This is a genomic window from Qipengyuania flavescens, from assembly GCF_029688735.1.
In the GTDB taxonomy this organism is placed as follows: domain Bacteria; phylum Pseudomonadota; class Alphaproteobacteria; order Sphingomonadales; family Sphingomonadaceae; genus Qipengyuania.
Genome location: NZ_JARULD010000005.1, coordinates 190,155 through 213,636 on the forward strand (window position 1 = coordinate 190,155; position 23,482 = coordinate 213,636).

At 64.3% G+C, this 23,482-nt stretch carries 25 protein-coding genes; 17 read left to right on the forward strand and 8 right to left on the reverse strand.

All coding sequences use genetic code 11. The annotated features are described in order from the left end of the window. Nucleotides 1-19 precede the first annotated feature (19 nt). Nucleotides 20-865 carry a DUF2059 domain-containing protein gene (locus P8R33_RS13670; protein WP_278329519.1) on the forward strand — a complete coding sequence of 282 codons (846 nt, stop codon included), beginning with the start codon at nucleotides 20-22 and terminating at the stop codon, nucleotides 863-865. A gap of 60 nt (nucleotides 866-925) precedes the next feature. Continuing rightward, nucleotides 926-3,388: a ligase-associated DNA damage response DEXH box helicase gene (locus tag P8R33_RS13675; protein ID WP_278329520.1), complete on the forward strand. Its 2,463-nt coding sequence runs from the start codon at nucleotides 926-928 to the stop codon at nucleotides 3,386-3,388. Here P8R33_RS13675 and P8R33_RS13680 read toward each other — a convergent pair. From P8R33_RS13680 to P8R33_RS13705, 6 genes are all read right to left on the reverse strand, one after another. Next, nucleotides 3,379-3,879 carry an ExbD/TolR family protein gene (locus P8R33_RS13680; protein ID WP_278329521.1) on the reverse strand — a complete coding sequence of 167 codons (501 nt, stop codon included), beginning with the start codon at nucleotides 3,877-3,879 and terminating at the stop codon, nucleotides 3,379-3,381. The genes P8R33_RS13675 and P8R33_RS13680 overlap by 10 nt on opposite strands. A 4-nt stretch (nucleotides 3,880-3,883) precedes the next feature. After that, a complete protein-coding gene (locus P8R33_RS13685; protein WP_278329522.1) occupies nucleotides 3,884-4,270 on the reverse strand; it encodes an ExbD/TolR family protein in 387 nt (128 codons plus the stop codon). A 266-nt stretch (nucleotides 4,271-4,536) separates the two neighbouring features. Then, the gene (locus P8R33_RS13690) at nucleotides 4,537-4,974 is read right to left on the reverse strand and encodes an ExbD/TolR family protein (protein ID WP_278329523.1); all 438 of its coding nucleotides are present in this window, start codon (nucleotides 4,972-4,974) and stop codon (nucleotides 4,537-4,539) included. 38 nt (nucleotides 4,975-5,012) lie between these two features. Beyond that, nucleotides 5,013-5,543: an ExbD/TolR family protein gene (locus P8R33_RS13695; protein ID WP_278329524.1), complete on the reverse strand. Its 531-nt coding sequence runs from the start codon at nucleotides 5,541-5,543 to the stop codon at nucleotides 5,013-5,015. 78 nt (nucleotides 5,544-5,621) lie between these two features. After that, a complete protein-coding gene (locus P8R33_RS13700) occupies nucleotides 5,622-6,446 on the reverse strand; it encodes a MotA/TolQ/ExbB proton channel family protein (RefSeq protein ID WP_278329525.1) in 825 nt (274 codons plus the stop codon). Nucleotides 6,447-6,497: 51 nt separating this feature from the next. Next, a complete protein-coding gene (locus P8R33_RS13705) occupies nucleotides 6,498-7,175 on the reverse strand; it encodes a TonB family protein (RefSeq protein ID WP_278329526.1) in 678 nt (225 codons plus the stop codon). 369 nt (nucleotides 7,176-7,544) lie between these two features. Between P8R33_RS13705 and P8R33_RS13710 the strand changes: the two genes are divergently transcribed. Together P8R33_RS13710 and P8R33_RS13715 are read left to right on the forward strand one after the other, a co-directional pair. Beyond that, nucleotides 7,545-8,384 carry a hypothetical protein gene (locus P8R33_RS13710; RefSeq protein WP_278329527.1) on the forward strand — a complete coding sequence of 280 codons (840 nt, stop codon included), beginning with the start codon at nucleotides 7,545-7,547 and terminating at the stop codon, nucleotides 8,382-8,384. A 127-nt stretch (nucleotides 8,385-8,511) separates the two neighbouring features. Beyond that, on the forward strand, nucleotides 8,512-9,822 hold the full coding sequence (locus P8R33_RS13715) for a homoserine dehydrogenase (RefSeq protein WP_278329528.1): 1,311 nt from the start codon (nucleotides 8,512-8,514) through the stop codon (nucleotides 9,820-9,822). Here P8R33_RS13715 and P8R33_RS13720 read toward each other — a convergent pair. Then, on the reverse strand, nucleotides 9,776-10,372 hold the full coding sequence (locus P8R33_RS13720) for a hypothetical protein (protein WP_278329529.1): 597 nt from the start codon (nucleotides 10,370-10,372) through the stop codon (nucleotides 9,776-9,778). The genes P8R33_RS13715 and P8R33_RS13720 overlap by 47 nt on opposite strands. Then, a complete protein-coding gene (locus tag P8R33_RS13725) occupies nucleotides 10,369-10,788 on the reverse strand; it encodes a hypothetical protein (protein WP_278329530.1) in 420 nt (139 codons plus the stop codon). Before P8R33_RS13725 ends, P8R33_RS13720 begins: the two co-directional genes overlap by 4 nt. A gap of 101 nt (nucleotides 10,789-10,889) precedes the next feature. Between P8R33_RS13725 and glpX the strand changes: the two genes are divergently transcribed. From glpX to P8R33_RS13790, 13 genes are all read left to right on the forward strand, one after another. Then, nucleotides 10,890-11,864: a class II fructose-bisphosphatase gene (gene glpX / locus P8R33_RS13730; RefSeq protein ID WP_278329531.1), complete on the forward strand. Its 975-nt coding sequence runs from the start codon at nucleotides 10,890-10,892 to the stop codon at nucleotides 11,862-11,864. Nucleotides 11,865-12,154: 290 nt separating this feature from the next. Beyond that, nucleotides 12,155-13,090, forward strand: a complete 936-nt coding sequence (locus P8R33_RS13735; RefSeq protein WP_278329532.1) for a ribose-phosphate pyrophosphokinase — start codon at nucleotides 12,155-12,157, stop codon at nucleotides 13,088-13,090. 49 nt (nucleotides 13,091-13,139) lie between these two features. Next, entirely contained in the window at nucleotides 13,140-13,943 is an 804-nt protein-coding gene (gene hisN / locus P8R33_RS13740) for a histidinol-phosphatase (RefSeq protein ID WP_278329533.1), read from the forward strand. A 25-nt stretch (nucleotides 13,944-13,968) separates the two neighbouring features. Then, a complete protein-coding gene (locus P8R33_RS13745) occupies nucleotides 13,969-14,727 on the forward strand; it encodes an SDR family NAD(P)-dependent oxidoreductase (protein WP_278329534.1) in 759 nt (252 codons plus the stop codon). A 1-nt stretch (nucleotide 14,728) separates the two neighbouring features. Then, complete coding sequence (locus P8R33_RS13750) at nucleotides 14,729-15,481, forward strand: SDR family oxidoreductase (protein WP_278329535.1); 753 nt, start codon at nucleotides 14,729-14,731, stop codon at nucleotides 15,479-15,481. 123 nt (nucleotides 15,482-15,604) lie between these two features. Further along, on the forward strand, nucleotides 15,605-15,808 hold the full coding sequence (rpmI, locus tag P8R33_RS13755) for a 50S ribosomal protein L35 (RefSeq protein ID WP_278329536.1): 204 nt from the start codon (nucleotides 15,605-15,607) through the stop codon (nucleotides 15,806-15,808). A 32-nt stretch (nucleotides 15,809-15,840) separates the two neighbouring features. Next, nucleotides 15,841-16,200 (forward strand): 50S ribosomal protein L20, encoded by a 360-nt coding sequence (rplT, locus tag P8R33_RS13760; RefSeq protein WP_278329537.1) that lies wholly within the window; start codon nucleotides 15,841-15,843, stop codon nucleotides 16,198-16,200. A gap of 116 nt (nucleotides 16,201-16,316) precedes the next feature. Beyond that, on the forward strand, nucleotides 16,317-17,186 hold the full coding sequence (locus P8R33_RS13765; protein WP_278329538.1) for an AraC family transcriptional regulator: 870 nt from the start codon (nucleotides 16,317-16,319) through the stop codon (nucleotides 17,184-17,186). 87 nt (nucleotides 17,187-17,273) lie between these two features. After that, a complete protein-coding gene (locus P8R33_RS13770; RefSeq protein ID WP_278329539.1) occupies nucleotides 17,274-18,164 on the forward strand; it encodes a helix-turn-helix domain-containing protein in 891 nt (296 codons plus the stop codon). Between the two features lie 84 nt (nucleotides 18,165-18,248). Beyond that, nucleotides 18,249-19,151, forward strand: coding sequence for a helix-turn-helix domain-containing protein (locus P8R33_RS13775; RefSeq protein WP_278329540.1), 903 nt, complete (start codon nucleotides 18,249-18,251; stop codon nucleotides 19,149-19,151). Nucleotides 19,152-19,240: 89 nt separating this feature from the next. Then, the gene (gene pheS, locus P8R33_RS13780) at nucleotides 19,241-20,341 is read left to right on the forward strand and encodes a phenylalanine--tRNA ligase subunit alpha (protein ID WP_278329541.1); all 1,101 of its coding nucleotides are present in this window, start codon (nucleotides 19,241-19,243) and stop codon (nucleotides 20,339-20,341) included. Next, complete coding sequence (pheT, locus tag P8R33_RS13785) at nucleotides 20,338-22,731, forward strand: phenylalanine--tRNA ligase subunit beta (protein WP_278329542.1); 2,394 nt, start codon at nucleotides 20,338-20,340, stop codon at nucleotides 22,729-22,731. The genes pheS and pheT overlap by 4 nt, the downstream gene beginning before the upstream one ends. Then, nucleotides 22,728-23,477 carry an SDR family NAD(P)-dependent oxidoreductase gene (locus tag P8R33_RS13790; protein WP_278329543.1) on the forward strand — a complete coding sequence of 250 codons (750 nt, stop codon included), beginning with the start codon at nucleotides 22,728-22,730 and terminating at the stop codon, nucleotides 23,475-23,477. The genes pheT and P8R33_RS13790 overlap by 4 nt, the downstream gene beginning before the upstream one ends. Nucleotides 23,478-23,482 lie beyond the last annotated feature (5 nt).

A 23,482-nucleotide genomic window follows, 5' to 3' on the forward strand; every position in this document is an offset into this window, starting at 1 on the left:
TCAACCAGGGGGATTGACGATGCGTAATGTTCTTAAAACTGCAAGCTTCAGCCTGGCTCTTGCCATGACGACGCCGGCATGGGCGCAGGACGAAGTCGAGGCCACGACCGAGATTCCGGCTGGCGACAGCATGGCAGAGATAGCCCAGATGATGGGCGCTATTTTTCAGACAGAGCCGCTGACTGCCGAGCAGGAGGAACGGCTGCCGCAAGCCGAGGCGCTGGTCGGCACCATGATGCCGGAAGGGTTCTACGGCACCATGATGAGCGAAATGATGGACAAGATGATGCGTCCGATGATGTCGATGTTCACCCAGCCGAAGTTCGTCCTCGCGGGCCGCTTGGAGATTGACCAAGAGCGGCTCGACGCGCTGGACGAGGAGCAGCGTGCCGAACTCGCTGGCCTGCTCGATCCCGGTTATGCCGAACGCGCCGATGCGATCATCAACGTGATGACCGACAAGATGGGCGGGGCCTTCTCGGTGATGGAAAAACCGATGCGGGAAGGCTTGTCGAAGGCCTATGCGGTGCGTTTCGACGAGAACCAATTGGCAGACATTGCGGCGTTTTTCGCGACCCCGACGGGTGAGATCTACGCGCGCGAGCAAATGGCGCTGTTCGCCGATCCGCAGGTCATGCAATCGAGCATGCAGGCACTGCCCGCGATGATGGGCAGTTTCGGCGACATGGAGACCGCAATGGCGGAGGCCATGGCAACATTACCGGCCGAGCGTAGCTATGCCGATCTTACCGAAGCAGAGCGAGCGAGGATGGCCGAATTGCTAGGCGTCGATGCAGCGGCATTGGAAGACGTGGTCAAGCCACCCAAGCCGATGGAGAAAGAGACAATTTCCTCTGGGCTTTAGTATCCCGGGCCCACCTGCATTCAAAGGAAACGGAATCGCGCCTGCATCGCTTGTTTAGCAATGGTGTCTTCCGTCCCTCCCGAGATTGCCGAATGGTTTGCGGCCCGCAACTGGCGCGTTCGGCGACACCAGGCGGAGATGCTGGACGCGAGCGACGCAGGGCGGCACGCATTGCTGGTGGCCGATACGGGGGCGGGCAAGACTCTGGCCGGTTTCCTGCCGACTCTTGCTGATTTCGCGCCTTCACGGCTGAATGGCGCCGCGCCTCCGGATGGCCTTCACACGCTCTATGTCTCGCCGCTCAAGGCGCTGGCGCATGATGTCCAGCGCAACCTGCTGACGCCGATCGAGGAAATCGGCCTCCCGATCCGCGTCGAGACGCGCAGCGGCGATACCCCGTCGGATCGCAAGAAGCGCCAGCGCACGAAGCCACCGCATGTGCTGCTGACCACGCCGGAAAGCCTGTCGCTGCTGCTCAGCTACCCCGACAGTTTCGACCTGTTCGCCGGCCTCAAGCGCATCGTGATCGACGAGGTGCATGCCTTCGCCACCGGCAAGCGCGGCGACCTGCTGGCGCTCGCGCTTTCGCGCCTGCAGGGCATCGCGCCGGACCTGCAGCGTGCCGCGCTTTCGGCCACGGTGGCCGAGCCGGAAAAGTTTCGCGAATGGCTCGCGCCCTGGGGCGACATCGACATGGTCGAACTGGTCGAAGGCGAGGCCGGCGCGCCCGCCGAGGTCGAAATCCTCCTGCCCGACGAGGAGCGCGTGCCTTGGGGCGGGCATGCCGCGACTTGGGCGATCCCGCAGCTATACGAGCAGATCAAGACCAACCGCACCTCGCTGATCTTCACCAACACCCGCTTCCTTGCTGAGTATATTTTCCAGCATCTGTGGGACGTCAACGAGGACAACCTCCCCATCGGCGTCCATCACGGCTCCCTCTCGAAAGAGGCGCGGCGCAAGGTGGAGGGCGCGATGGCGCGCGGCGAACTGCGTGCGCTTGTGGCGACGGCCAGCCTGGACCTCGGCGTGGATTGGGGCGATATCGACCTCGTCGTGCAGATGGGCGCCCCGAAAGGATCGAGCCGCCTTCTGCAGCGCATCGGCCGCGCCAATCACCGGCTCGACCAGCCAAGCCGCGCGCTGCTGGTCCCGGGCAACCGCTTCGAATTTCTCGAGGCGACAGCAGCGCGCGAGGCGGTGGACGAGGGGCAACGGGACGGCGAGGATTTTCGCCCCGGCGGGTTAGACGTGCTGGCCCAGCACGTGATGGCCTGCGCCTGCGCGGCGCCGTTTCAGGAAGACGCGCTGCTCGCAGAAATCCGCTCCTGCCTCGCCTATGCTTGGGTCGACGAAGAAGCGTGGAAGCGGGTGCTCTCCTTCGTCGAGACCGGCGGATATTCGCTCAAGGCCTATGACAAGTTCAAGCGCATCGTGCGCGACAGGCAGGGCGTGTGGCGGCTCACTCATCCCGAGCAGGCCCAGCGGCACCGGATGAACGCCGGGATCATCATCGATAGCGAGATGCTGGAGGTGCGGATCAATTCGGGGCGTGGGCGGGGCGGGCGCAGCCTCGGCAAGATCGAGGAGCGCTTTGCCGCCTCGCTATCCCCCGGCGATACCTTCGCCTTCGCCGGGATGAGCCTGGAGGTCGTGAAGCTGCAGGACATGGAAGTGCTGGTGAAGGCTGCGACGTCCAATGCGATGATCCCGAGCTATGGCGGCCAGCGCATGCCGCTGACCACGCACCTTGCCGAGCGGGTGCGCGAAATGCTGGTCGATCGCGCTGGCTGGGCGCGTTTTCCGGACGACGTGCGCGAATGGCTGGAGGTGCAGGATTGGCGCAGCCGGATGCCGGGGCCGGGCCAGTTGCTGGTAGAAAGCTTCCCGCACGCCAAGCGTCACTACAGCGTCTATTACACCTTCGAAGGCTGGAACGCGAACCAGAGCCTCGGGATGCTGATCACGCGGCGCATGGAAGACATGGGGCTGATGCCGGGCGGCTTTGTGGCCAACGATTACTCGCTGGCGGTGTGGGGCTTGAAGCCGGTAACCGACCCGGCGCCGCTGCTGTCGCCGGATATCCTGCAGGACGAATTCATCGAGTGGGTACAGAACTCGCACCTGCTGCGCCGGGCCTTTCGCGAGGTCGCGGTAATCGGTGGTTTGGTCGAGCGGCAGCATCCGGGCAAGCGCAAGACAGGCAAGCAGGTCACCTTTTCGACCGACCTGATCTACGATGTCCTCCGCAAATATGAGCCTGACCACGTGCTGCTGGAGGCTGCCTGGGCCGACGCGCGCACGAGGATGACCGATGTCGGAAGGCTGGGCGACTTGCTCGATCGCTCGGCCGAGCAACTGGTGCATGTCGAGCTCGACCGTGTGAGCCCGCTGGCGGTTCCGGTGATGGTCATGATCGGCCGCGAGGCGACACCGCAGGGCTCGGTGGACGATGAATTGCTGTTGGAGGCGGAGAGCCTGGCAGGTGCGGCGATGCGGGTGGACGAACTGCCTTACTCGTAAGAGGGAAAGCACTCGACGGCTTCGGCAGGGACCAGGTCATCGAAAGTTTCGGGCCTGTCATATCGCGCGAAGCGGGCGTTGCCGGAAAAACGGAAGCAACGGTCGTTCAGGCCGGTAGCTGTGATGAGGCGGAGTATCTCTAGAACGCGCGGATAGGGAGCGTGCCCGTCCGGCGTCAGAAGCAGGCTATGCTGCAGCGGACGCATTGCGGACTGATCGAGGATCGCGTGAAGTTGCTCATCACTCAGCGGGACCGAATTCCATCGGGCAGCACCGTTCGCATCGATCACGATCCGGTCATAGCTAGGCGTCAGAACCTCGGAATATCCTGGGGAATACGGCGCCGGCAAGTCCATCTTTAGGATGTGCGTGGCGCGCGGGGACATCGCGAGCAGGCCCGCAATGAGGGCGAAGACGAAGAGCAGGATCGGCAGGCTATCGGGCCTGCCGATCGGCTCGCCGTGGCGATAGCGGTGCCGTGGCCGTTTCACCCTTTTAGTGGGCACCGAAAGCCCGATACCGTTCATTTCCGACGAAGGCGAATTTCTCGATCCCCGAGTCCTTGATGAGAGCGATCGTGCGTGCGCTACGGTCGTAGCTGGCGCGGGGATCGGGATCGAAGCGGATTTGCGGTTGCTCGGTGAGGGCCGCGGCTCCAGCGAGCTGGTTGAGGAGTTGCTGCCTGTCGAGCGACTGCCCGTTCCAGTACAGCCGGTCGCGCGCATCGATATGGACCGTGTTGATGACTTCGGTTCTGAAGATGCCCTTGCCATTGGGCAGCGGCATGGCGAGCGCATGCGTTGCGATCGGGATCACGATAATGAACATTATCAGCAGGACGAGCATGACATCGATCAGCGGCGTGATGTTCATCTCGGACATTGGCTGGCCGACTCTACTGCGAGGGGAGTGAGGGTACGGCATGGAAGCTCTCCTTATTTGCAATGAGATAACATCACAAATACGGCAGGATGGCAAGCGCCGGTGGTGTCTGCTGCGGACTCCGACGATGAGCGATCGGGTCAAAGGCAGCGGTTTGGCGTTTGTCTCACTCTGAGGGCTCCCACCTGCCGGGCTCCGATCACCGCACGCAAAAGAAAAGGGGCGGATCGCTCCGCCCCTTTCCCGATTTTCGATGATTATTCGGATTAACCGGCGGAGCCGAAAGTCCGGTACCGTTCGTTACCGACGAAGCCGAACTTGGTCACGCCGCTGGCCTTGATGATCTGCAGCACGCGCGCTGCCAGATCGTAGCTGGCGAGCGCTTCGGGCTCGAACTGCAGTTCGGGCTCGACGGCCATCTGCGTCGACTGGGCCAGGAGCGTGCGCAATTGGCCGTCGTTTATCGTATTGCCGTTCCACAGGATCTCGTCGGTCGCGGTGAGGACGAGCTTGTTCTTCTCCGGCTCGACGATCACGTCGGGCGGGGTCGGGCTCGGCGCCGGGAGGTCGATATTGACCGCGTGGGTCGCAACCGGAATCGTGATGATGAACATGATGAGGAGCACGAGCAGGACGTCGATCAACGGCGTCATGTTCATTTCCATCATCGGGGCGCCATCATCCTTGCCGCCTGACATTGCCATAGTGGGTTACTCCTAGTTCTTCTCTGCCGGACCCGGTTTTACGCGTTCGGGTCGACCGGGTTCGAGATGAAGCCGACGGTCGGATAGCCGGCCGCCTGGACGTTGTAGATGGCACCGGCCACGCAGGACCACGGCGCATTGACATCACCACGGATGTGTACCTGCGGAATGGCATCCGGATCGTCCATGATGGCTTCCGGGCCGCCTGCGCGCTGCACGATTGCATCGAGACGTTCGAAAGCCTGGTCGTAGAGTTCTTCCGAGGTGACCGGCGAGATATTGTTGAAATACACGCGGCAATCGCCGTTGCGCGAGGCACCTTCGAAACCAGGCTCCCCAGCACTGCGGCCGGCACCATCGGTAGTGCTGACGGTCAGAAGCAGATTCTCGACCTTGTCTTTCGATTCCACCGATTCGAAAACCGGGATCTCGAGCTTTTCGATCGTCTGGATCGCGACCGGGACCGCGATGAGGAAGATGATGAGAAGCACCAGCATCACGTCCACGAGCGGCGTGGTGTTGATGTCCGACATCGGCGTATTAGCGCCCCCTCCTGTCGAAATCGCCATGGTTTAAATCCTATCGTTCTAGCTTGGGTTCACTCGGCGGATGGGCGGAAACGCTAAGCGCTCCCGCCCGATACCGAATTACTTCTTGATCGCGCCGGTGGTGCCCGGGTTGGTCGTGGCCGGCTTCGCGCCAGTGGTCGTCGTCGTCTTGGTTGCCGAGGCCGCCTTGGCCGTTGCGGGACGAGCCGCTGCAGTCGTGGTGACAGGCTTGACGGTGCCGTTCGAGTTGATGTTCGCCAGCAGGTCGGTCGAGAAGCCGTTGAGCATCTCGGCGATCCGGCGGTTGCGGCTCTGCAGCCAGTTGTAGGCGAACACGGCGGGAACCGCGACCAGCAGGCCGATGGCGGTCATGATGAGTGCCTCACCGACGGGGCCGGCAACCTTGTCGATCGAGGCCGAACCGGCGATGCCGATGTTGATCAGCGCGCGATAGATCCCGATCACGGTGCCGAGCAGGCCGACGAACGGTGCAGTCGCGCCGACGGTGGCGAGGAACGGCAGGCCGCTGGCGAGCTTCGCGTTGATCGCATCTTCCGAACGCGCGAGCGAGCCGTGCATCCAGTCGTGCGCTTCGAGCTTGTCGGTCATCTTGGCGTGCTGGTCTTCTGCCATCATGGCATCGTCGACGAGCTGGCGCCATGCGCTGTTCTTTTCCAGCTTGGTCGCGCCTTCCTTGAGGCTGTTCTGCTTCCAGAACTGGTTACGGACGGCGCCATACTGGTTCATCACCTTGCGCTGTTCGAACAGCTTGGTGAACAGGATGTAGAACGAGCCGACCGACATGATGACCATGACGCCGAGGATGAACCAGGCGACGAAGCCGCCCTGTTCCATTGCCTCGAGGAAGCCGAAGGAGTTCTGCGGGGCCGCTTCGCCGGCGGCAGCAAGGATTTCAAAGGTCATAGCGAGTAGTCCTCTTGAGTAATTGGGTTCCGTCGCGGAGGACGGGAAAGCCTAGTTGAGCTGGTAGACGATCGTCGTCCGGTAGGTATCCGTGATCGGGTTGCCCGCCCGGTCGAGTGCCGGGTTGAACCGCGCATAGCGGGTCATGCCGTCGCAGGCGGCCGAATCGAGATCGCTCGATCCGCTCGAACTGGTGACGGAACAGCTGGCTACGCGGCCATCGGTGCCGACTGTTACCGAAACGCCGACGTTGCCTTCGGTGCCTTCGCGTTCCGCACGGCGCGGATAGTTCGACTGGATACGGCGTGCCCAGCCGGCCTGGCCGCGGGGCGTCGCGCCCTGGGCCTTGGACGGGGGAGGCGGAGCCGGCGGCGGCGGCGGCGGTGCCGGGGGCGCAGGCGGCGGTATGCGCAGCGCGGGCGGGGCCGGCGGCGGGATCGTCTGCTGCGTACGGATCGGCGGCGGTGCCGGCGCGATACTGATCGGCGGCGGGGGTGCCACCGGCGGCGGCGGTGCCGTATCGGGCTCAGGCGGCGGCGGAGGCTCATCCTCCGGCTCGGGCGGCGGCGGCTCCTCGATATCGATCGTGGTCACGCGTTCCACCACCTGCTGCACCGCATTGTATGCGAGGCCGGTGATGAGAGCGTAACCTAGAGCGATATGGATGAGAGCAACGATGATAATCGCGACAATGCGATTGCCGCTCATCTCCTGGTCAGCATATGCCATTCGGTCGCTTCACTCCATCGGTCATCCCGGTGCGAGGCCGGGATTGAGAGGCTTGTTGCGGGGGGTGCAAAATGCATGCGACCCGCTGCCTCGTTTTTCATTCAGAACATCGAACGGACTCTCAAGTCCAGAGCGATGCAGAAGACCCGAAGTTCCCCAAAGAACCCCAAGACCTCTCCCCCAAGCAACAATGTATCATCGCTTGGGCCCGCCAACCCCTTACCCACGATGCCCGCGCACCGCAAACGCTTTGTCGGTTAAGGGCCGATTCAGTGCGCTACCTCGAACCTGTCGGGGAACCTCAGGCCCTCGCCTGCCATTGACCGAATCGCCCGCTCGAACAATTGGCATTCCCCAGCTGGAAGCATCATGATCCGATCTACCTTATTTACCCCGATAGCGCTCGCTGCCGCTTTGGCAGTAACTCCGCTTGCTGCGCAGGAACCTGCGCCGCAAACGCAGCTGACCTATGCTGACATTGTGGATCTGGCGGACAAGTCGCCCTTGGTCCTTCGTGTCAAAATCCGCGATCAGGCGACGGTCGAGCCGGAGCGCTCGCCGGGCCTCGCCCCGGGCCATGTCCGGCTTTACATCGAAGCGGAGACTACAGCTCTGATCGCCGGGAATGTTCCGGTTGGCGAATCGCTGCGCTACCTCGTTGATCTTCCGCTGGACGAGAAAGGCAAGGCGCCGAAACTGAAGAAGCAGGACGTCGTCCTGTTCGCGCGCACCGTGCCCGGCCGACCAGCCGAAATCCAGCTGGTCGAGGCCGATGCACAGTTCCCCTATACTGACGCGTTTGCCGACAGCCTGCGGTCGGTCCTGGCTTCGTTGCTTGCGCCAAGCGCCCCGCCACGCGTGACCGGCGTCCGTGATGCGCTCGCAGTCGAAGGGACGTTGGTCGGCGAATCCGAAACCCAGCTGTTCCTCGATACCGAGAACGACGGGCCGGTTTCCGTGACCGTCGTGCGGCGGCCGAACCAGGCACCGCGCTGGGGCGTTTCGTGGACCGAAATCGTCGACCAGGCCGCCCGTCCGCCGCGCCGGGACACGCTCGAATGGTATCGCCTCGCCTGTTTCCTGCCGACGGGGCTGCCGGACGAAGCCAATATCTCGCGCGATCCCCGCGCCCGCGAATTGGCGGAGCGCGACTACGCGCTGGTTATAGAGGAATTGGGCGCTTGTCCGCGCACACGTTCGCCGAGCTGAGGGCCCACAGCTTCGCCTTGGCGCGGGGCAAGACAAACTGGTTCCAAAGCGCCCCGCTGTTGCGCTAGTCGCCAGCGCATGAGCTTCTACTCCGATTTTCCACTCCCGACCGTGGCGCACCCGACCAATGGCTGAGCCGCTGCGCCTTGCGATCGCCGGCCTCGGTACGGTCGGCACCGGCGTCATCCGCCTGCTCGAAGCCAATCGCGACGTCGTGGAGCGCCGCGCGGGGCGGCCGATCGAAGTCGTCGCAGTCAATGCGCGCGAGCGCGGCAAGGATCGCGGCGTCGATCTGTCTCGCTTCGCTTGGGTCGACGACATGCAAGCGATGGCGACCCGCGCCGATGTCGATGTCGTGGTCGAGCTGGTCGGCGGATCGGACGGACCCGCGCTGACGCTTGCCCGCTCCGCGCTCGATGCGGGCAAAGGCTTCGTCACCGCGAACAAGGCGATGGTGGCGCATCACGGGATGGAGCTGGCCGAACTGGCCGCGATCAAATCCGCGCCCTTCGCTTTCGAGGCGGCGGTCGCGGGCGGCATTCCGGTGGTGAAGGGCCTGCGCGAAGGGACGGCCGCCAATGCGCTCACCCGGATCTACGGCATCCTCAATGGCACCTGCAATTACATCCTGTCGGAGATGGAGCGGACCGGTGCCGATTTCGGCGAGATGCTGAGTGCGGCACAGGAAAAGGGCTATGCCGAGGCCGATCCGACCTTCGATATCGAAGGCGTTGACGCTGCGCACAAGCTGGCGATCCTCGCCGCAATCGGCTTCGGCACGCGCATCGATTTCGAAGCGGTGCGGTGCAGTGGCATCACCCAGGTCAGCGCGACCGATATCGCGCAGGCCGATGCCCTGGGCTATGTCGTGCGGCTTGTCGGGATCGCCAGTATGGAGAACGGCGACGAGGCGACCGGACGGTTGCTCCAGCGCGTGCGCCCGTGTCTCGTCCCCTTCCGCCACCCGCTTGCCGCGGTGACCGGACCGACCAATGCCGTCGTGGCAGAGGGCGATTTTTCAGGACGCCTGCTGTTTCAGGGAGCCGGTGCGGGCGACAAGCCCACGGCCAGCGCCGTAGTTGCCGACCTGATCGACATCGCACGCGGGCAGGCCGGAGCGCCGTTCTCGGTGCCCGTCAGCCAGCTGGTTACGGCAGAGCAGGGCGATTCCGGCGAGCGCGTGGGGCGCGACTATATCCGCTTTACCGTGGCCGACCGGCCGGGCGTGCTCGCAGAAATCACTGCCGCGATGCGCGATGCGGGAGTATCCATCGAAAGCCTCATCCAGCGCGGCCGTGATCATGACGGCGGCGAGGTACAGGTCGCAATGGTTACGCACGAGGGGCCGGAGCGCTGCGTGACCGGCGCGCTCGAATTGCTCGAAGGATCGCCTAGTCTTGCGGCAGATCCTCTGGTGATGCCGATTCTGGGGGACTGACCTCACCAATCTCCGGCTCCGGAAGACCGAGTTGCTCTGCCCGCGCCCTCGCCGCGGCTTCGGGTGTCGCGACGTCGCGCCCCAGCGGCGGCAATCCCCGCGCGATGCGATCGGCGTCGGATCCTGGCGGCGCGTCCGGCAGGCTCTCGAAATCGATGATATAGGCCGGTGGGGGCGGGCATGGCGGGATAAAGCAGCCGCGGGCCGCGACCACGCCATGATCGGGTATGCCGAAGACATCGGGCGCGCTTGGGTTGCCCTTGTTCATCGTCTCACGGGCGTAGCGACGTTCGGCCCGCTCCTTGTCATAGCCATACTCATCGAGGTCGCTGCGGCTGCGGCAGACGATGATCTCGCCGGACAGAAGCGCAGCTTCCTGCTCCTCGCTACAGTCCTCGAGCGGTTCATCGGCCTCGCGCGCTGCGGCAAGCAAATCGATCCGTTCAGGAGGGGAGCCTCGCTGCGGTGGCAGCGCCTCTTCACTGTCTTGCGCCGCGAGCGGTGTGGCCATGAGGAAAGCCAAGGCGGAGGCGATGCACATACCCCTCATTGCCGCAACTCTCCTTTTGCGATCCGGTCCGCGTCCGATCCTTCTGGTGCTTCGGGCAGGGAGTCGAAATCGACGAGGACCGGGCGTTCTCCTGCGCCACCGAGTTCGGGGCAAAACGTAAAGAGGCTCGGTCGGCAGGGAGGTGGTTTGAAATCGGGGGCCAAGCCGAGGCCGCGATCCATGGTCTCTTCTGCATAGCGTTTGCGCGCCTCGCCCGGCGGGTCGAGCCGATATCGGTCATTTTCCGACCGGTCGCCGCAGACCACGATTTCGCCGGAGATAAGCGCCGCTTCCTGTTTGCGTTGGCAGTCGCGTTCGTCTGCCGAGAGGCTTTTTGATTGTGTGCCCTGCGCAAGGGCGGCTCCGGGAGCGAATGCGACCAGGACCGGTGTCAGCACGACCAGTCGTCTCGACAATGCATGGCTCCCTGTCTATCGGGCGCTCGCGCATACGATTGCATGATCGAAGCTCCGCCCGACTTCCGGGTCCGATACACCTATCAGGGACTGAACCGCTTATGAACTCGCCCGCCGACAACCCGCTCGACCGCATCCTCGTGCTCGAAATGGTCCGCGTCACCGAAGCGGCCGCGGTCGCGGCTTCGAAGCTGATCGGTCGCGGCGACGAAAAGGCCGCCGATGCTGCCGCTGTCGAAGCGATGCGCAAAGCCTTCGACACGCTCTATATGGACGGCACCGTGGTGATCGGCGAGGGCGAGCGCGACGAAGCGCCCATGCTTTATATCGGCGAAAAGGTCGGCGGTGCGCCGGGCGAGGGCCCGAAGATCGACATCGCGCTCGATCCGCTCGAAGGCACGACGATTACCGCCAAGGCCGGCCCCAATTCGCTGGCCGTGCTGGCTGCCAGTGCTCAGGGCTGCCTGCTGAACGCGCCGGACGTCTACATGGACAAGATCGCGGTCGGGCCGGGCTATCCCGACGGCATCATTGACCTCGCCAAGACCCCGACCGAGAACGTCACGGCGGTAGCCGACGCCAAGGGCGTGAAGCCAGCCGACATCATCGTCTGCGTGCTCGACCGCCCGCGTCATGCGGACCTTATCGCGGAACTGCGTTCGATCGGCTGCGGTGTCGTGCTTATCGGTGATGGCGACGTCGCAGGCGTAATTGCGGTGACCGACGAGGACACCACGATCGACATGTATATGGGCCAGGGCGGCGCGCCGGAGGGCGTGCTGGCAGCGGCCGCGCTGCGCTGCGTCGGCGGGCAGTTCAACGGCCGCCTCGTCTTCCGTAACGAGGACGAGAAGGCTCGCGCCCGCAAATGGGGCATCGAGGATTTCGACCGCATCTACACGCGCGACGACCTCGTCAAAGGCGACTGCATCTTCGCCGCGACCGGCGTGACCAGCGGCAGCCTGCTCGAAGGTGTGAAATATCGCCGGGGCGGAACGATGACGACCGAAAGCGTGGTGATGCGCGCCAGCAGCGGTACGGTGCGCTGGATCAAGGGCGAGCATAAGGTGAGTTAATCTTGTTGGATGCGGTCAGGACATCCGTCCTGACCTCGCTGTGCCGGCCCGCTCCCCCACCCGACCACCCACGGCACGGTATTCTATGGGTGGTCGGGTGGGGGAGCGAGCCGGTGCCGCAAGCCTTCGACGGATGTCGAAGGCGCACGCAACGAAAATCCCGCACCAAACAAATACAAAACCCAGCACTCAGCAAACCCTGGCCTCTTCAAAACCCTCCTTCCCATGTTGCAATCCCATGACGGACCGCTAGGCGAGTGGCACTGCCAGCCGACGGGGATTCGTATCGCATGAAGATCATGGCCGCCAACTCGAACCTGCCGCTTGCGCGTGCGATTGCAGCCTATCTCGAGATGCCGCTCGTCGATGCGCAAGTGCGCCGCTTTGCGGACGAGGAAATCTTCGTCGAAATTCACGAGAACGTGCGCGGCGAGGATGTCTTCGTCGTCCAGTCGACCAGCTATCCAGCGAACGACAATCTCATGGAATTGCTAATCTGCATCGATGCGCTGAAGCGCGCCTCGGCGCGGCGGATCACGGCGGTGGTGCCCTATTTCGGCTATGCGCGGCAGGACAGGAAACCCGGCCCCCGCACGCCGATTTCGGCCAAGCTGGTAGCGAACCTCATCACCGAGGCAGGCGCCGACCGCGTCCTTTCGGTCGACCTGCACGCGGGCCAGATCCAGGGTTTCTTCGATATCCCGACCGACAACCTCTATGCCGCGCCCGTCATGGCTGCCGATATTCAGGCGCGCTATGGCGACCAGACGCTGATGGTGGTCTCTCCCGATGTCGGCGGCGTGGTGCGCGCACGGGCGCTGGCCAAGCGGCTCGATAATGCGCCGCTCGCCATCGTCGACAAGCGCCGCGACCGCCCCGGCGAGAGCGAGGTGATGAACATCATCGGCGACGTGAAGGGCAATCACTGCATCCTGATCGACGACATCATCGACTCGGGCGGCACGCTCTGCAACGCGGCACAGGCGCTGCTCGACCAGGGGGCCAGCTCGGTCGCGGCCTATATCACGCACGGGGTCCTCTCGGGCGGGGCCGTGGCGCGCGTCGACGGTTCGGCGCTGAAGGAACTGGTCATCACCGACACCATCCGCGCGACCGACGCGGCGCAGGATTCCAGCCGGATCCGTATCCTCACCATCGCGCCGCTGATCGGCGAGGCGGTGCGCCGGATCGCCGACGAAAGTTCGGTCAGCTCACTGTTCGACTGACGCCGAACGCGCCGCTTGACCGCCGTGGCGGGCATTGCGAAGGCGCGGCATGGACATGCAAGAAGACATAACGCTCGCGCAGCGTCTCGCCGACGCCGCCGGGGACGCGATCCGGCCCCTGTTCCGCGGCGACTGGCAGGCGGAGCAGAAGGAAGATCACTCCGCCGTTACCGAAGCGGACCGCGCCGCCGAGGCCGCCATGCGTTCCCTGCTGGAAGCCGAACGCGCGGATGACGGCATTATCGGCGAGGAATACGGCAGCGTGCGCGAAGGCGCGGCGCGGCAATGGGTGCTCGACCCGATCGACGGGACGCAAAGCTTCGTCGCCGGCCGGCCGATTTTCGGGACGCTGATTGCGCTGTTGCAGGACGGGTGGCCGGTCCTTGGAATCATCGACCAGCCGATCTTGGGGGAGCGCTGGGTAGGCGCTATCGGACAGCCGACGACGTTCAACGGCAAACCTGTAAGCACACGCCGATGCCGCGCGCTGGAAGGCGCGTCGATCGCCACCACCAGCCCGCATGCCTTCGCTGAGGACGACGTGGACGCCTATCTGCGGGTGGTGGCCAAAGCCTATCCGCAGCGTCCCTGGCCGGTATATGGCGGGGACTGCTACAATTACGGCCTGCTTGCAGCGGGCCATCTCGACATCGTCATCGAAAGCGGGCTCAAGCTGTATGATTTCGCCGCCCTGGTGCCCGTCGTCGAGGGCGCCGGCGGAACGATGAGCGACTGGCAGGGCAATCCGCTCGACGCGAACAGCGATGGTCGCGTGCTGGCGCTTGGCGAACCCGCCCGCCTGGAGGATGTGCTCGAAGCGATGGGCGGGATTGATAGCAACCACGGGCACTGAGCGAGGCGCGGCACGTTCCGCCACAATGAAAACGATTTGCGTAACCGGAGCGGGCGCGGGCATCGGCCGGGCGACCCTGATGCATTTTCACGGAGCTGGCTGGCATGTCATCGGCCTCGACAAGGATGCCGAAGCTCTGGCCGAACTGCGGTCGGCCCTGCCGCGCGAATCTGCGCTGCTGCTGACGTGCGATGTCGGCAAGGAAGGCGATGTGACGCGCAGTTTCGCGCGGATCGAGGATTGGCTCGATGGCGCAGCGCTCGATTGCCTCGTCAACAATGCTGGGATCGCCGATCCCTATTGCGGGCCGCTGGAGGGCCTCGCCCTCTCCGACTGGCAAGCCTGGATAGATGCGAGCCTGACGGCCGCTTTCCTTTGTAGCCGCGCCGCCGTGCAACTGCTCCGCCGCGCCGAGACCGGGGCGAGCATCGTCAATATCTCCAGCACGCGCGCGGTGATGAGCGAGCCGGAATGTTTCGCCTACGCCTCGGCCAAGGGCGGGCTGGATGCGCTGACCCATGCAATGGCAGTCTCGCTCGGCCCCGAAATCCGCATCAATGCCATCCGGCCCGGCTGGATCGAGACGGGACCATGGCAGAAGACAGGCGAACGACGCGAAGCGAACCACCGCGAAAAGGACTGCGACCAGCATCCTGCTGGACGAGTCGGCACGCCGCAGGACATCGCGGAGGCCGTCGAATATTTGCATGGCGCGGGCTTCATCACCGGCCAGCACCTTAATGTCGATGGTGGCATGACACGCAAGATGATCTACGAAGACTGACATGGACTTGGGGGGCAGACTTCGCGGCAGGGTCGCGCTGGTGACCGGCGCGGCACGGGGCATGGGGCTGGAGATCGCGCGACGGCTGGCGGCCGAGGGTGCGACTGTCTGGCTGGGCGGTCGAGATCGGACGGCGCTCCAAGAGGCGACAGACAACATCGATGGGGATGCGCGGGTGCTTGCCTTCGATCTCGACGATGAAGCCGCCTGCATCGCCGCTCTGGCAGAGATAGAGCATGCCACCGGCCTCGACATCCTCGTCAACAATGCCGGAGCACGCGACCGGCGCGGGTTCGCCGAGATCGAACGCGCCGACATGGAGCGGCTGCTGCGTACCAATCTCGTCGCGCCGTTCGATCTGGCGCGGCGCGTAGCGCCGCTGATGCGCGCGCGCGGATATGGGCGGATCGTGAACGTGACCTCCATCGCCAGCGAGATCGCGCGCGGCGATGCGTCCTATACAGCGAGCAAGGCGGGGCTGGACGGCGTCACCCGCTCGCTCGCGGCGGAACTCGGGCCGGACGGCATCACGGTCAACGCTGTCGCCCCCGGCTTCGTGCTGACCGAGGCGAATGCGGAGTGGTTCGAGGGATCGAGCGAGATCGCCGACCACCTGGCGCGCCGCACGTCGCTCGGCCGCTGGGCCAAGCCCGAAGAGATTGCCGGTGCAGTGGCATTCCTGGTTTCACAGGACGGGTCCTACGTGACCGGCCACACGCTCATCGTCGATGGCGGCTACGTCACGCACTTCTGACTGCGCTTGCATTTCCGCCCAGAATCGCTATCTGCGCGCCCTTCACCGACACGTGAATCACCGCCGGTCTGGCCGAAAGGGCTGCCAGGGCTGGTCGGACGTGTCTCTGCAAAGGAGATAAAAATGCCCAAGCTGAAGACCAAGAGCGGTGTGAAGAAGCGCTTCAAGATCACCGCGACCGGCAAGGTAAAGCACGGCGTGGCCGGCAAGCGCCACCGCCTGATGAGCCACAATGCCAAGTACATCCGCCAGAACCGCGGCACCACCGTCCTGTCCGAAAACGACTGGAAAGCGGTGAAGAAGTGGGCCCCCTACGGCCTCGACTAAAGCCCGTCTGCGTTTTTTAGGAGTACAACAGCATGCCACGTATCAAGCGCGGGGTTACCACCCGCACCAAGCACAAGCGGCTTCTGGACCAGGCCAAGGGCTATCGCGGTCGCCGCAAGAACACCATCCGCGTCGCGCGCCAGGCCGTCGAAAAGGCCGGCCAGTATGCCTATCGCGACCGTAAGGTTAAGAAGCGCAACTTCCGCGCCCTGTGGATCCAGCGTATCAACGCCGCGGTCCGCGCCGAAGGCTTGACCTATTCGCAGTTCATGCACGGCACGAAGCTGGCCGGTATCGAGCTCGACCGTAAAGTCATGGCCGATCTCGCCATGAACGAAGGCGCGGCCTTCAAGGCGATCATCGAACAGGCCAAAAAAGCGCTGCCGGCGTAAACTTCGCCTCAAGCGATTGTTTATATGAGAAAGGGCGTCCGGTCGGGCGCCCTTTTTTGTTCCAACTTGTCGAATGCTTCCGCGGCGCTACAATGATACAGGGAGGGAGGTGTCGAGTGGCCAGCGATTGCCTGATCGACGTGCAATTCTTTGCCGCACCGGCGGATCTCGCTCCCTGCTTTACCACTATCTATCTCATGACTGTCGATCTTCCGCCCGGCGAGCGAGTGGTCGACATGTTGCTGCCCGAGTGGGCGAACATGCGCTTTTTCAGCGATACGGTCGCGGGACCGGACTCGGCTGCGCTGCGGTCCGCCGGGGCGCAACGCTTCCAGGCAACCGGGCCCAGTGCACAGCCGACCCGCTTCGAGATCGGGCGGAGCCGAGTGTGGGGCATGGGTCTCAGTCCGCTGGGCTGGGCGCGCTATGTGGGCGCGGAGGCGGCCGATTTTGTGAACCTGGTTTTCGACGGAGAGGCCGAAGAGGCGTTCGCCAAGCTCAGCACGCTTTGCGAAATGCTATGCGGCGCCGAGCGAGACCTCGATCGGCAATTCGAGTCAGTGTGCGAACACCTGCGAACGGCGGCGCCCATGCCGAAAGACGCCAACAGGATTATCGCCATACAGGAGGCGATGGCCGATCCCTACCTTACCCATGTCGAAGATTTCGCCGACAGGCTGAACCTGTCGAAGCGAACGCTGGAGCGACTGTGTAAACGCCATTGCGGCTTTAGTCCGCGCGTGCTGCTGCGGCGGCAGCGTTTGGTACGCACATTGGGTGCCTTCCTGACCGAACCCGGAAGATGGACCTCGGTGATCGATCGGCACTATCACGATCAGGCGCATTTCGTTCACGAATTCAAGTCCTTCATTGGTATGAGCCCGAGCGAGTATGCGGCGATGCCGCATCCCGTGCTCGGTGCCTTCGCTGCCGAACGGCGCAGGGTCTGGGGATCACCCGTCCAGTCCTTGGACAGGCGAGGATAGTTTTTCGCAAAGCGGTCGCATTTTGCTACTGCCCGTACCGATGCTGATCCGAACGCCATCGATACAGCACGCAGACGGACCCCGTGCATGAGCGGCTCTGCGCTCGGCAGCGCGGTCAAAGTGCGCTTTTACCTGCCGCCCGAAGACCTGCGCCCTTTCGTAACTACCATCTACCGGCTCGATGTGAGCCCGGATCCGGCTGGGCCCATCGAGGATGCCCTGCATCCCGAGTGGGCCAATATCCGCTTGATCACGCAAGGCGACATCGAAGCCTCGGTCGGTGACGCGCGGCTGGAACGCGTGCCGCGAGCGATCCTGGTCGGACCGACCAGCCGCGCAACCCGCTTCCGCGCGGAGTCGGCGCAGAGCTGGGGCATCGGACTGTTGCCGCTCGGTTGGGCGCGGGTCCTCGACCAGCCGGCAGACGAATATGCCGATCGTTTCGCCGATCTATCGCAGGAGCGCGCACTCGAACGGCTGGCACCGATTACTGCATGTCTCGCGATCGAGCCGGCCGATCCGCAGACGTTCAAGGATTGCCTGGCCGACGCGATCCGCGCGCTGTTGCTCTCCCCACAGTCCCGCGACACCGACATCGTCGGGTTGGAACGTGCCTTGGTGGACAAGAGCGTTCACACGGTTTCGCATCTTGCAGCGAAGACCGGCATGAGCCTTCGGACGCTCGAGCGTCTGTCCAAATCCGTCTTCGGTTTCACTCCACAGCTCCTATTGCGGCGTCAGCGGTTCCTGCGCAGCCTCGCGCAGTTCATGCTCGACCCTTCGCTTAAATGGATCGAAACGCTCGACAGCCACTATCACGATCAGGCGCATTTCGTGCGGGACTTCAAGCGTTTCATGGGCATGAGCCCGAGCGCCTATGCCAAACAGCCTCACCCCGTGCTCGGAGCCGCCGCGCATGCCCGCAAGGCGATCGCGGGGGAAGCGATGCAGGTGTTGCACAAACCGCCGGAAGGTTGACCCGCCCGGCGCAAAGCAGCCACCGCCAACAAGTCCTTGCAAAGCTTGAAAATACTTGGCAGGCAGCCGGCCTTCGAGGCGCCCATGCATGACCGTCCCACGAGAATTGTCGAGACAGCAACCGATCAGGTCGCGATGCTCGTTGCCGGACCTCCACCTGACCTGGCGCCATTCCTTTCGGGCTATTACTGCACGCGCATCGAGGCCGACGGCATCCTGGAAGAATGGATGCCGCCGGAGGAGGCGAACCTGCGCACCGGCGTTGCCGATCACTATTGCGCCGTTATCGGACCGGGCGAGCCCCAACCGGTCCCTCCGATCATCCTGAGCGGCTCGACCGACCGCGGCACTTATGTCCAGGTGTCGTCGGGAGAATATTGGGGGGTCGGCCTCACGCCTGCAGGGTGGGCCCGCTTCATCGGCATGCCGGCCAGCGATTTTGCCAATCGCTTCGACGATCTTGGCTGCTACCCTCACCTGGACGCATTGCGTGCCGTGTTCCAGACAGTCCTGTCCGGGACGCTGGACGATAGCGGCGTGATCACCTTGTTCGACACGACGTTTCGCGCGCTTCTGGGTGACAGGATTGACGGCGAGGGCACGATCCACGCAATCCACCTAGCGATTGCTTCCGGAAGACCGATTCCGACCGAACAGCTGGCCAGCATGGCGGGGATGAACGTGCGGGCGATCGAACGGTTCTGCAAACGCCATTTCGGCTTCCCGCCGGGGGTGCTCCGGCGACGCCAGCGTTTCTTGCGCAGCCTGGGTCGCTATATGATGGATCCATCTATGCGCTGGATCGAAAGCCTCGACAGCCACTATACCGATCAGGCGCATTTCATTCGCGACTTCCGCAACATCATGGGCATGACCCCGGGACAATACGCCAAACGTCCTCATCCTGTCGTGTCGGCCGCGGTGCGGGTGACGAGCAAGGCTGCGGGGGTTGCGATGCAGGCGCTCCACACCCCTCGCACCGGCTAGGGTAGTGCGGCAATCGGGGCTTGGGAACGGTGCCCGAAGGCGCTAGAGGGCGCGTTCATCGTTATTGCCGGGGCCTTTTCGCACTACCCATGACCGATCTCGAAACTCTCAAAACCGAAGCGCTCGGCAGGATTGCGGACGCCCAGAATGCCGCTGCGCTGGAGGCTTTGCGGGTCGAATTCCTCGGCAAGCAAGGCTCCATTTCGGGCCTGATGAAAACGCTCGGCAAGATGACTCCGGAGGAGCGCCAGACCGAAGCGCCCAAGATCCAGGGCCTGCGCGGCGAGGTAGCCGATGCGCTGGCTGCGAAGAAGGAGCGGCTCGACGACGCTGAACTGGAAGCAAGGCTGGCGAGCGAGGTGCTCGACCTGACGCTGCCTGCACCCGCAACGCCGAAGGGTTCGGTCCACCCCGTGAGCCAGGTGATGGACGAGCTGGCGGAGATTTTTGCGGACCTCGGCTTTACCGTCGCCACCGGGCCGGAGATCGAGGACGACTGGCACAATTTCACCGCGCTTAACATGGCGGAAACGCATCCCGCGCGTGCGATGCACGATACGTTCTATTTCCCAGATATGGATGCGGAGGGACGGCGGATGCTTCTCCGCACGCATACCTCGCCCGTCCAGATCCGCTCCATGGCCGAGCAGGGTGCGCCGATCCGCATCATCGCACCGGGCCGCGTCTACCGCAGTGACAGCGACGCGACGCACACGCCGATGTTCCATCAGGTCGAAGGTCTCGTGATCGACAAGGGCATCCACCTGGGCCACTTGAAGTGGACGCTGGAGACTTTTCTCAAGGCCTTCTTCGAGCGCGACGATATCGTGCTGCGCCTGCGCCCGAGCTACTTCCCCTTCACCGAACCGTCGGTCGAAGTCGATGTCGGCTGGCAGGATGTGAATGGTCGCCGCGTTCTGGGCGGTGATGGCGATGCTCCCGGCCACGGCTGGATGGAGCTGCTCGGCAGCGGCATGGTCAATCGCCGTGTGCTGGAGTTCGCGGGCGTCGATCCGGACGTCTATTCGGGCTTCGCCTGGGGCCTCGGCGTCGATCGCTTGGCGATGCTCAAATACGGCATGGACGACCTGCGCGCCTTCTTCGACGGCGATTATCGCTGGGCGGAGCATTACGGCTTCTCGCCCTTCGACCAGCCTACCCTGTCCGCCGGCGTAGGAGCGCGCGCATGAAGTTCTCGCTCGGATGGCTGAAGCACTTCCTCGACACCGATGCTTCGGTGGCGGAGATCGCGGCTGCGCTGAACCGGATCGGCCATGAGGTCGAAGGGATCGAAGACCCCGCCGACAAGCTCGCCGGTTTCCGTGTCGCGAAGGTTCTGACGGCGGAAAAGCATCCCGATGCCGACAAGCTGCAGGTGCTCAGCGTCGACACTGGTGACGGCGAGCCGCTCCAGGTCGTCTGCGGCGCGCCCAATGCGCGCAGCGGTATGAAGGGCGTGCTCGGCCTGCCCGGCGCGGTTGTCCCCGCGAACGGCATGGAATTGCGCAAGAGCGCGATCCGCGGCGTCGAAAGCAATGGCATGATGTGCTCGGTGCGCGAACTCGAGCTCGGCGACGAGCATGACGGCATCATCGAACTGCCCGACGATGCGCCAGTCGGGGATAGCTTCGCCGATTACAGCGACGCCTCGCCCGTGTTCGACGTCGCGATCACGCCCAACCGGCCCGATTGCATGGGCGTGATGGGCATCGCGCGCGATCTCGCTGCCGGGGGGCTCGGCACGTTCAAACCTGTCGAGGTCCCGACCATCGACGGCGAGGGCCCGTGCCCGGTCGAGATCCGCACCGACGATCCCGAGGGCTGCCCGGCGTTTTATGGCCGCGTCATCCGCGGAGTCGACAACACCAAGCCGTCGCCGGAATGGATGCAGCGCCGCCTGAAGGCAGCGGGTCAGCGCCCGATCAGCGCTCTGGTGGATTGCACGAATTATCTCATGCTCGCCTGCGGCCGTCCGGCGCATGTCTACGATGTCGCCAGGCTGTCCGGCCCTATCGTCGCGCGTCGCGCCCAAGATGGCGAGACGATGGAGGCACTGAACGAGAAGACCTACACGCTCGATGACACGATGACGGTTATCGCCGATGATGCCGGCGTGCACGACATCGGCGGGATCATGGGCGGCGAGCATTCGGGCGCGACCGAAGGCACGACCGACGTATTGCTCGAGATCGCCTATTTCGATCCCGAGCGCATCGGTGTGACGGGTCGCAAGCTGGGCCTCGCGTCCGACGCGCGTACGCGGTTCGAGCGCGGCGTCGATCCCGCTTTTCTCGACGATGGCCTTGCGCTGCTGACAGACCTGATCGCGCAAACCTGCGGCGGCACGCCGACCGAGGCGACGCGCGCCGGAAAGCCGCCGGTCGAGTCGATGGTGGTGCCGTTCGATCCCGCACTGACGAGCCGCTTGGGCGGCGTCGACGTGGCCGAGGACGAGCAGCGTCGCATCCTGACCGAACTCGACTTCGTCGTCTCGAGCGACTGGCAGGTTACCTGCCCGCCGCGTCGCCATGACATCGAAGGCCCGGCCGATCTGGTCGAGGAAGTGGTCCGTATCCATGGCCTCGACAAGGTCGCCAGCGTGCCCCTGCCGCGTGCCGACGGGGTCGCGCAACCGACCGCTTCGCCGCTGCAGAAGCTTGAGCGCAAGCTGCGCCGCGCAGCGGCTGCGCGCGGGCTGAACGAGGCGGTGACCTGGTCTTTCCTCCCCACCGCCGACGCCGAGCATTTCGCGGACGGCGCGCAATTGTGGGTGCTCGAGAATCCGATTAGCGAGGAAATGAAGGCCATGCGCCCCTCGCTTATCCCCGGCCTGCTCGCCGCGGCCAAGCGCAATGCCGATCGCGGCGCGCCGGGTACGCGCCTGTTCGAAATCGGAAGGCGCTATTTCCGGGGGCCGGACGGCGCGAGCGATGAGAAGCCGACGCTCGGCGTTGTGCTCGCAGGCGAGAAGACACCGCGGGGATGGGCGCAGGGCAAGGCAAGTCAGTTCGACGCTTTTGATGCCAAGGCCGAAGCGCTCGCCCTGCTCGAAGCTGCCGGTGCGCCGGTCGACAATCTGATGGTCATGGCTGAGGCTGGTGACCAGTTCCACCCTGGCCAGTCCGCCACGCTGCGGCTCGGCCCGAAGAACGTGTTGGCTCGTTTCGGCGCGCTGCATCCGAAGACGCTCAAGGGCTTCGACGTGGACGGCCCGGTGGTCGCCGTTGAGATTTTCCTCGATTCGATCCCGACGAAGAAGGGCGGAAGCGGTTTCGCGCGTCCGACCTATACGCCGCCCGCACTGCAGGCGATCACGCGCGACTTCGCGTTCCTTGTCCCCGCCGATCTCGCCGCCGCCGACCTCGTGCGTGCGGTGAAGAGCGCGGACAAGCAGGCGATCGTATCAGCGCGCGTGTTCGACGTCTTCGCCGGGCAGGGTGTGCCCGAAGGCAGGAAATCGGTCGCGGTCGAAGTCGTGCTCCAGCCGGGCGAGAAGAGCTTCACCGACGAGGAGATCAAGGCAATCTCGGACAAGGTGGTGAACGCCGCCGCCAAGCAGGGCGCGGAGCTACGCGGATGACCAAGACGGCTTTCGTTACCGGCGCTACCGCGGGCATTGGCGAGGCCACCGTTCGTGCACTGGTCGCCAGGGGCTGGCGTTGTGTGGCGACGGGACGCCGCAAGGAACGACTCGATGCGCTGGTTGCGGAACTGGGGGCGGACACAATCCACCCCTGCGTCTTCGATGTGCGCGACGAGACAGCAATGGATGCCGCCATCGCTGACCTGCCCGAAGACTTCGCCGGCATCGACCTGCTGGTGAACAACGCCGGTCTTGCGCAGGGCCTCTCGCCCGCGCAGGAGGCGAACCTCGACGACTGGCAGACCATGATCGACACCAATGTGACGGCCATGGTCAAGCTGACGCGCAAGCTGCTGCCCGTGCTGATCGAGCGCAAGGGCGCGATCATCGCGATCGGCTCGGTCGCGGGGAGCTATGTCTATCCGGGCGGCAATGTCTATGCCGGGTCCAAGGCCTTCGCGAACCATTTCACGCTGGCCCTGCGCGCCGACCTCCATGGCACCGGCGTGCGCGTGACGAGCATCGAGCCGGGCATGGTCGAGACCGAGTTCACGCTCGTTCGCACCGGCAGCCAGCAGGCCAGCGACGATCTCTATCGCGGCTCCGACCCGATGACGGGCGAGGACATCGCGAACACCATCCTATGGGTCACCGAGCTGCCGCCGCACCTCAATATCAACCGTATCGAGCTGATGCCAGTGAGCCAGGATTTCGCCGGCTTCCGCGTGGCGCGGGAGAGTTAGCCACC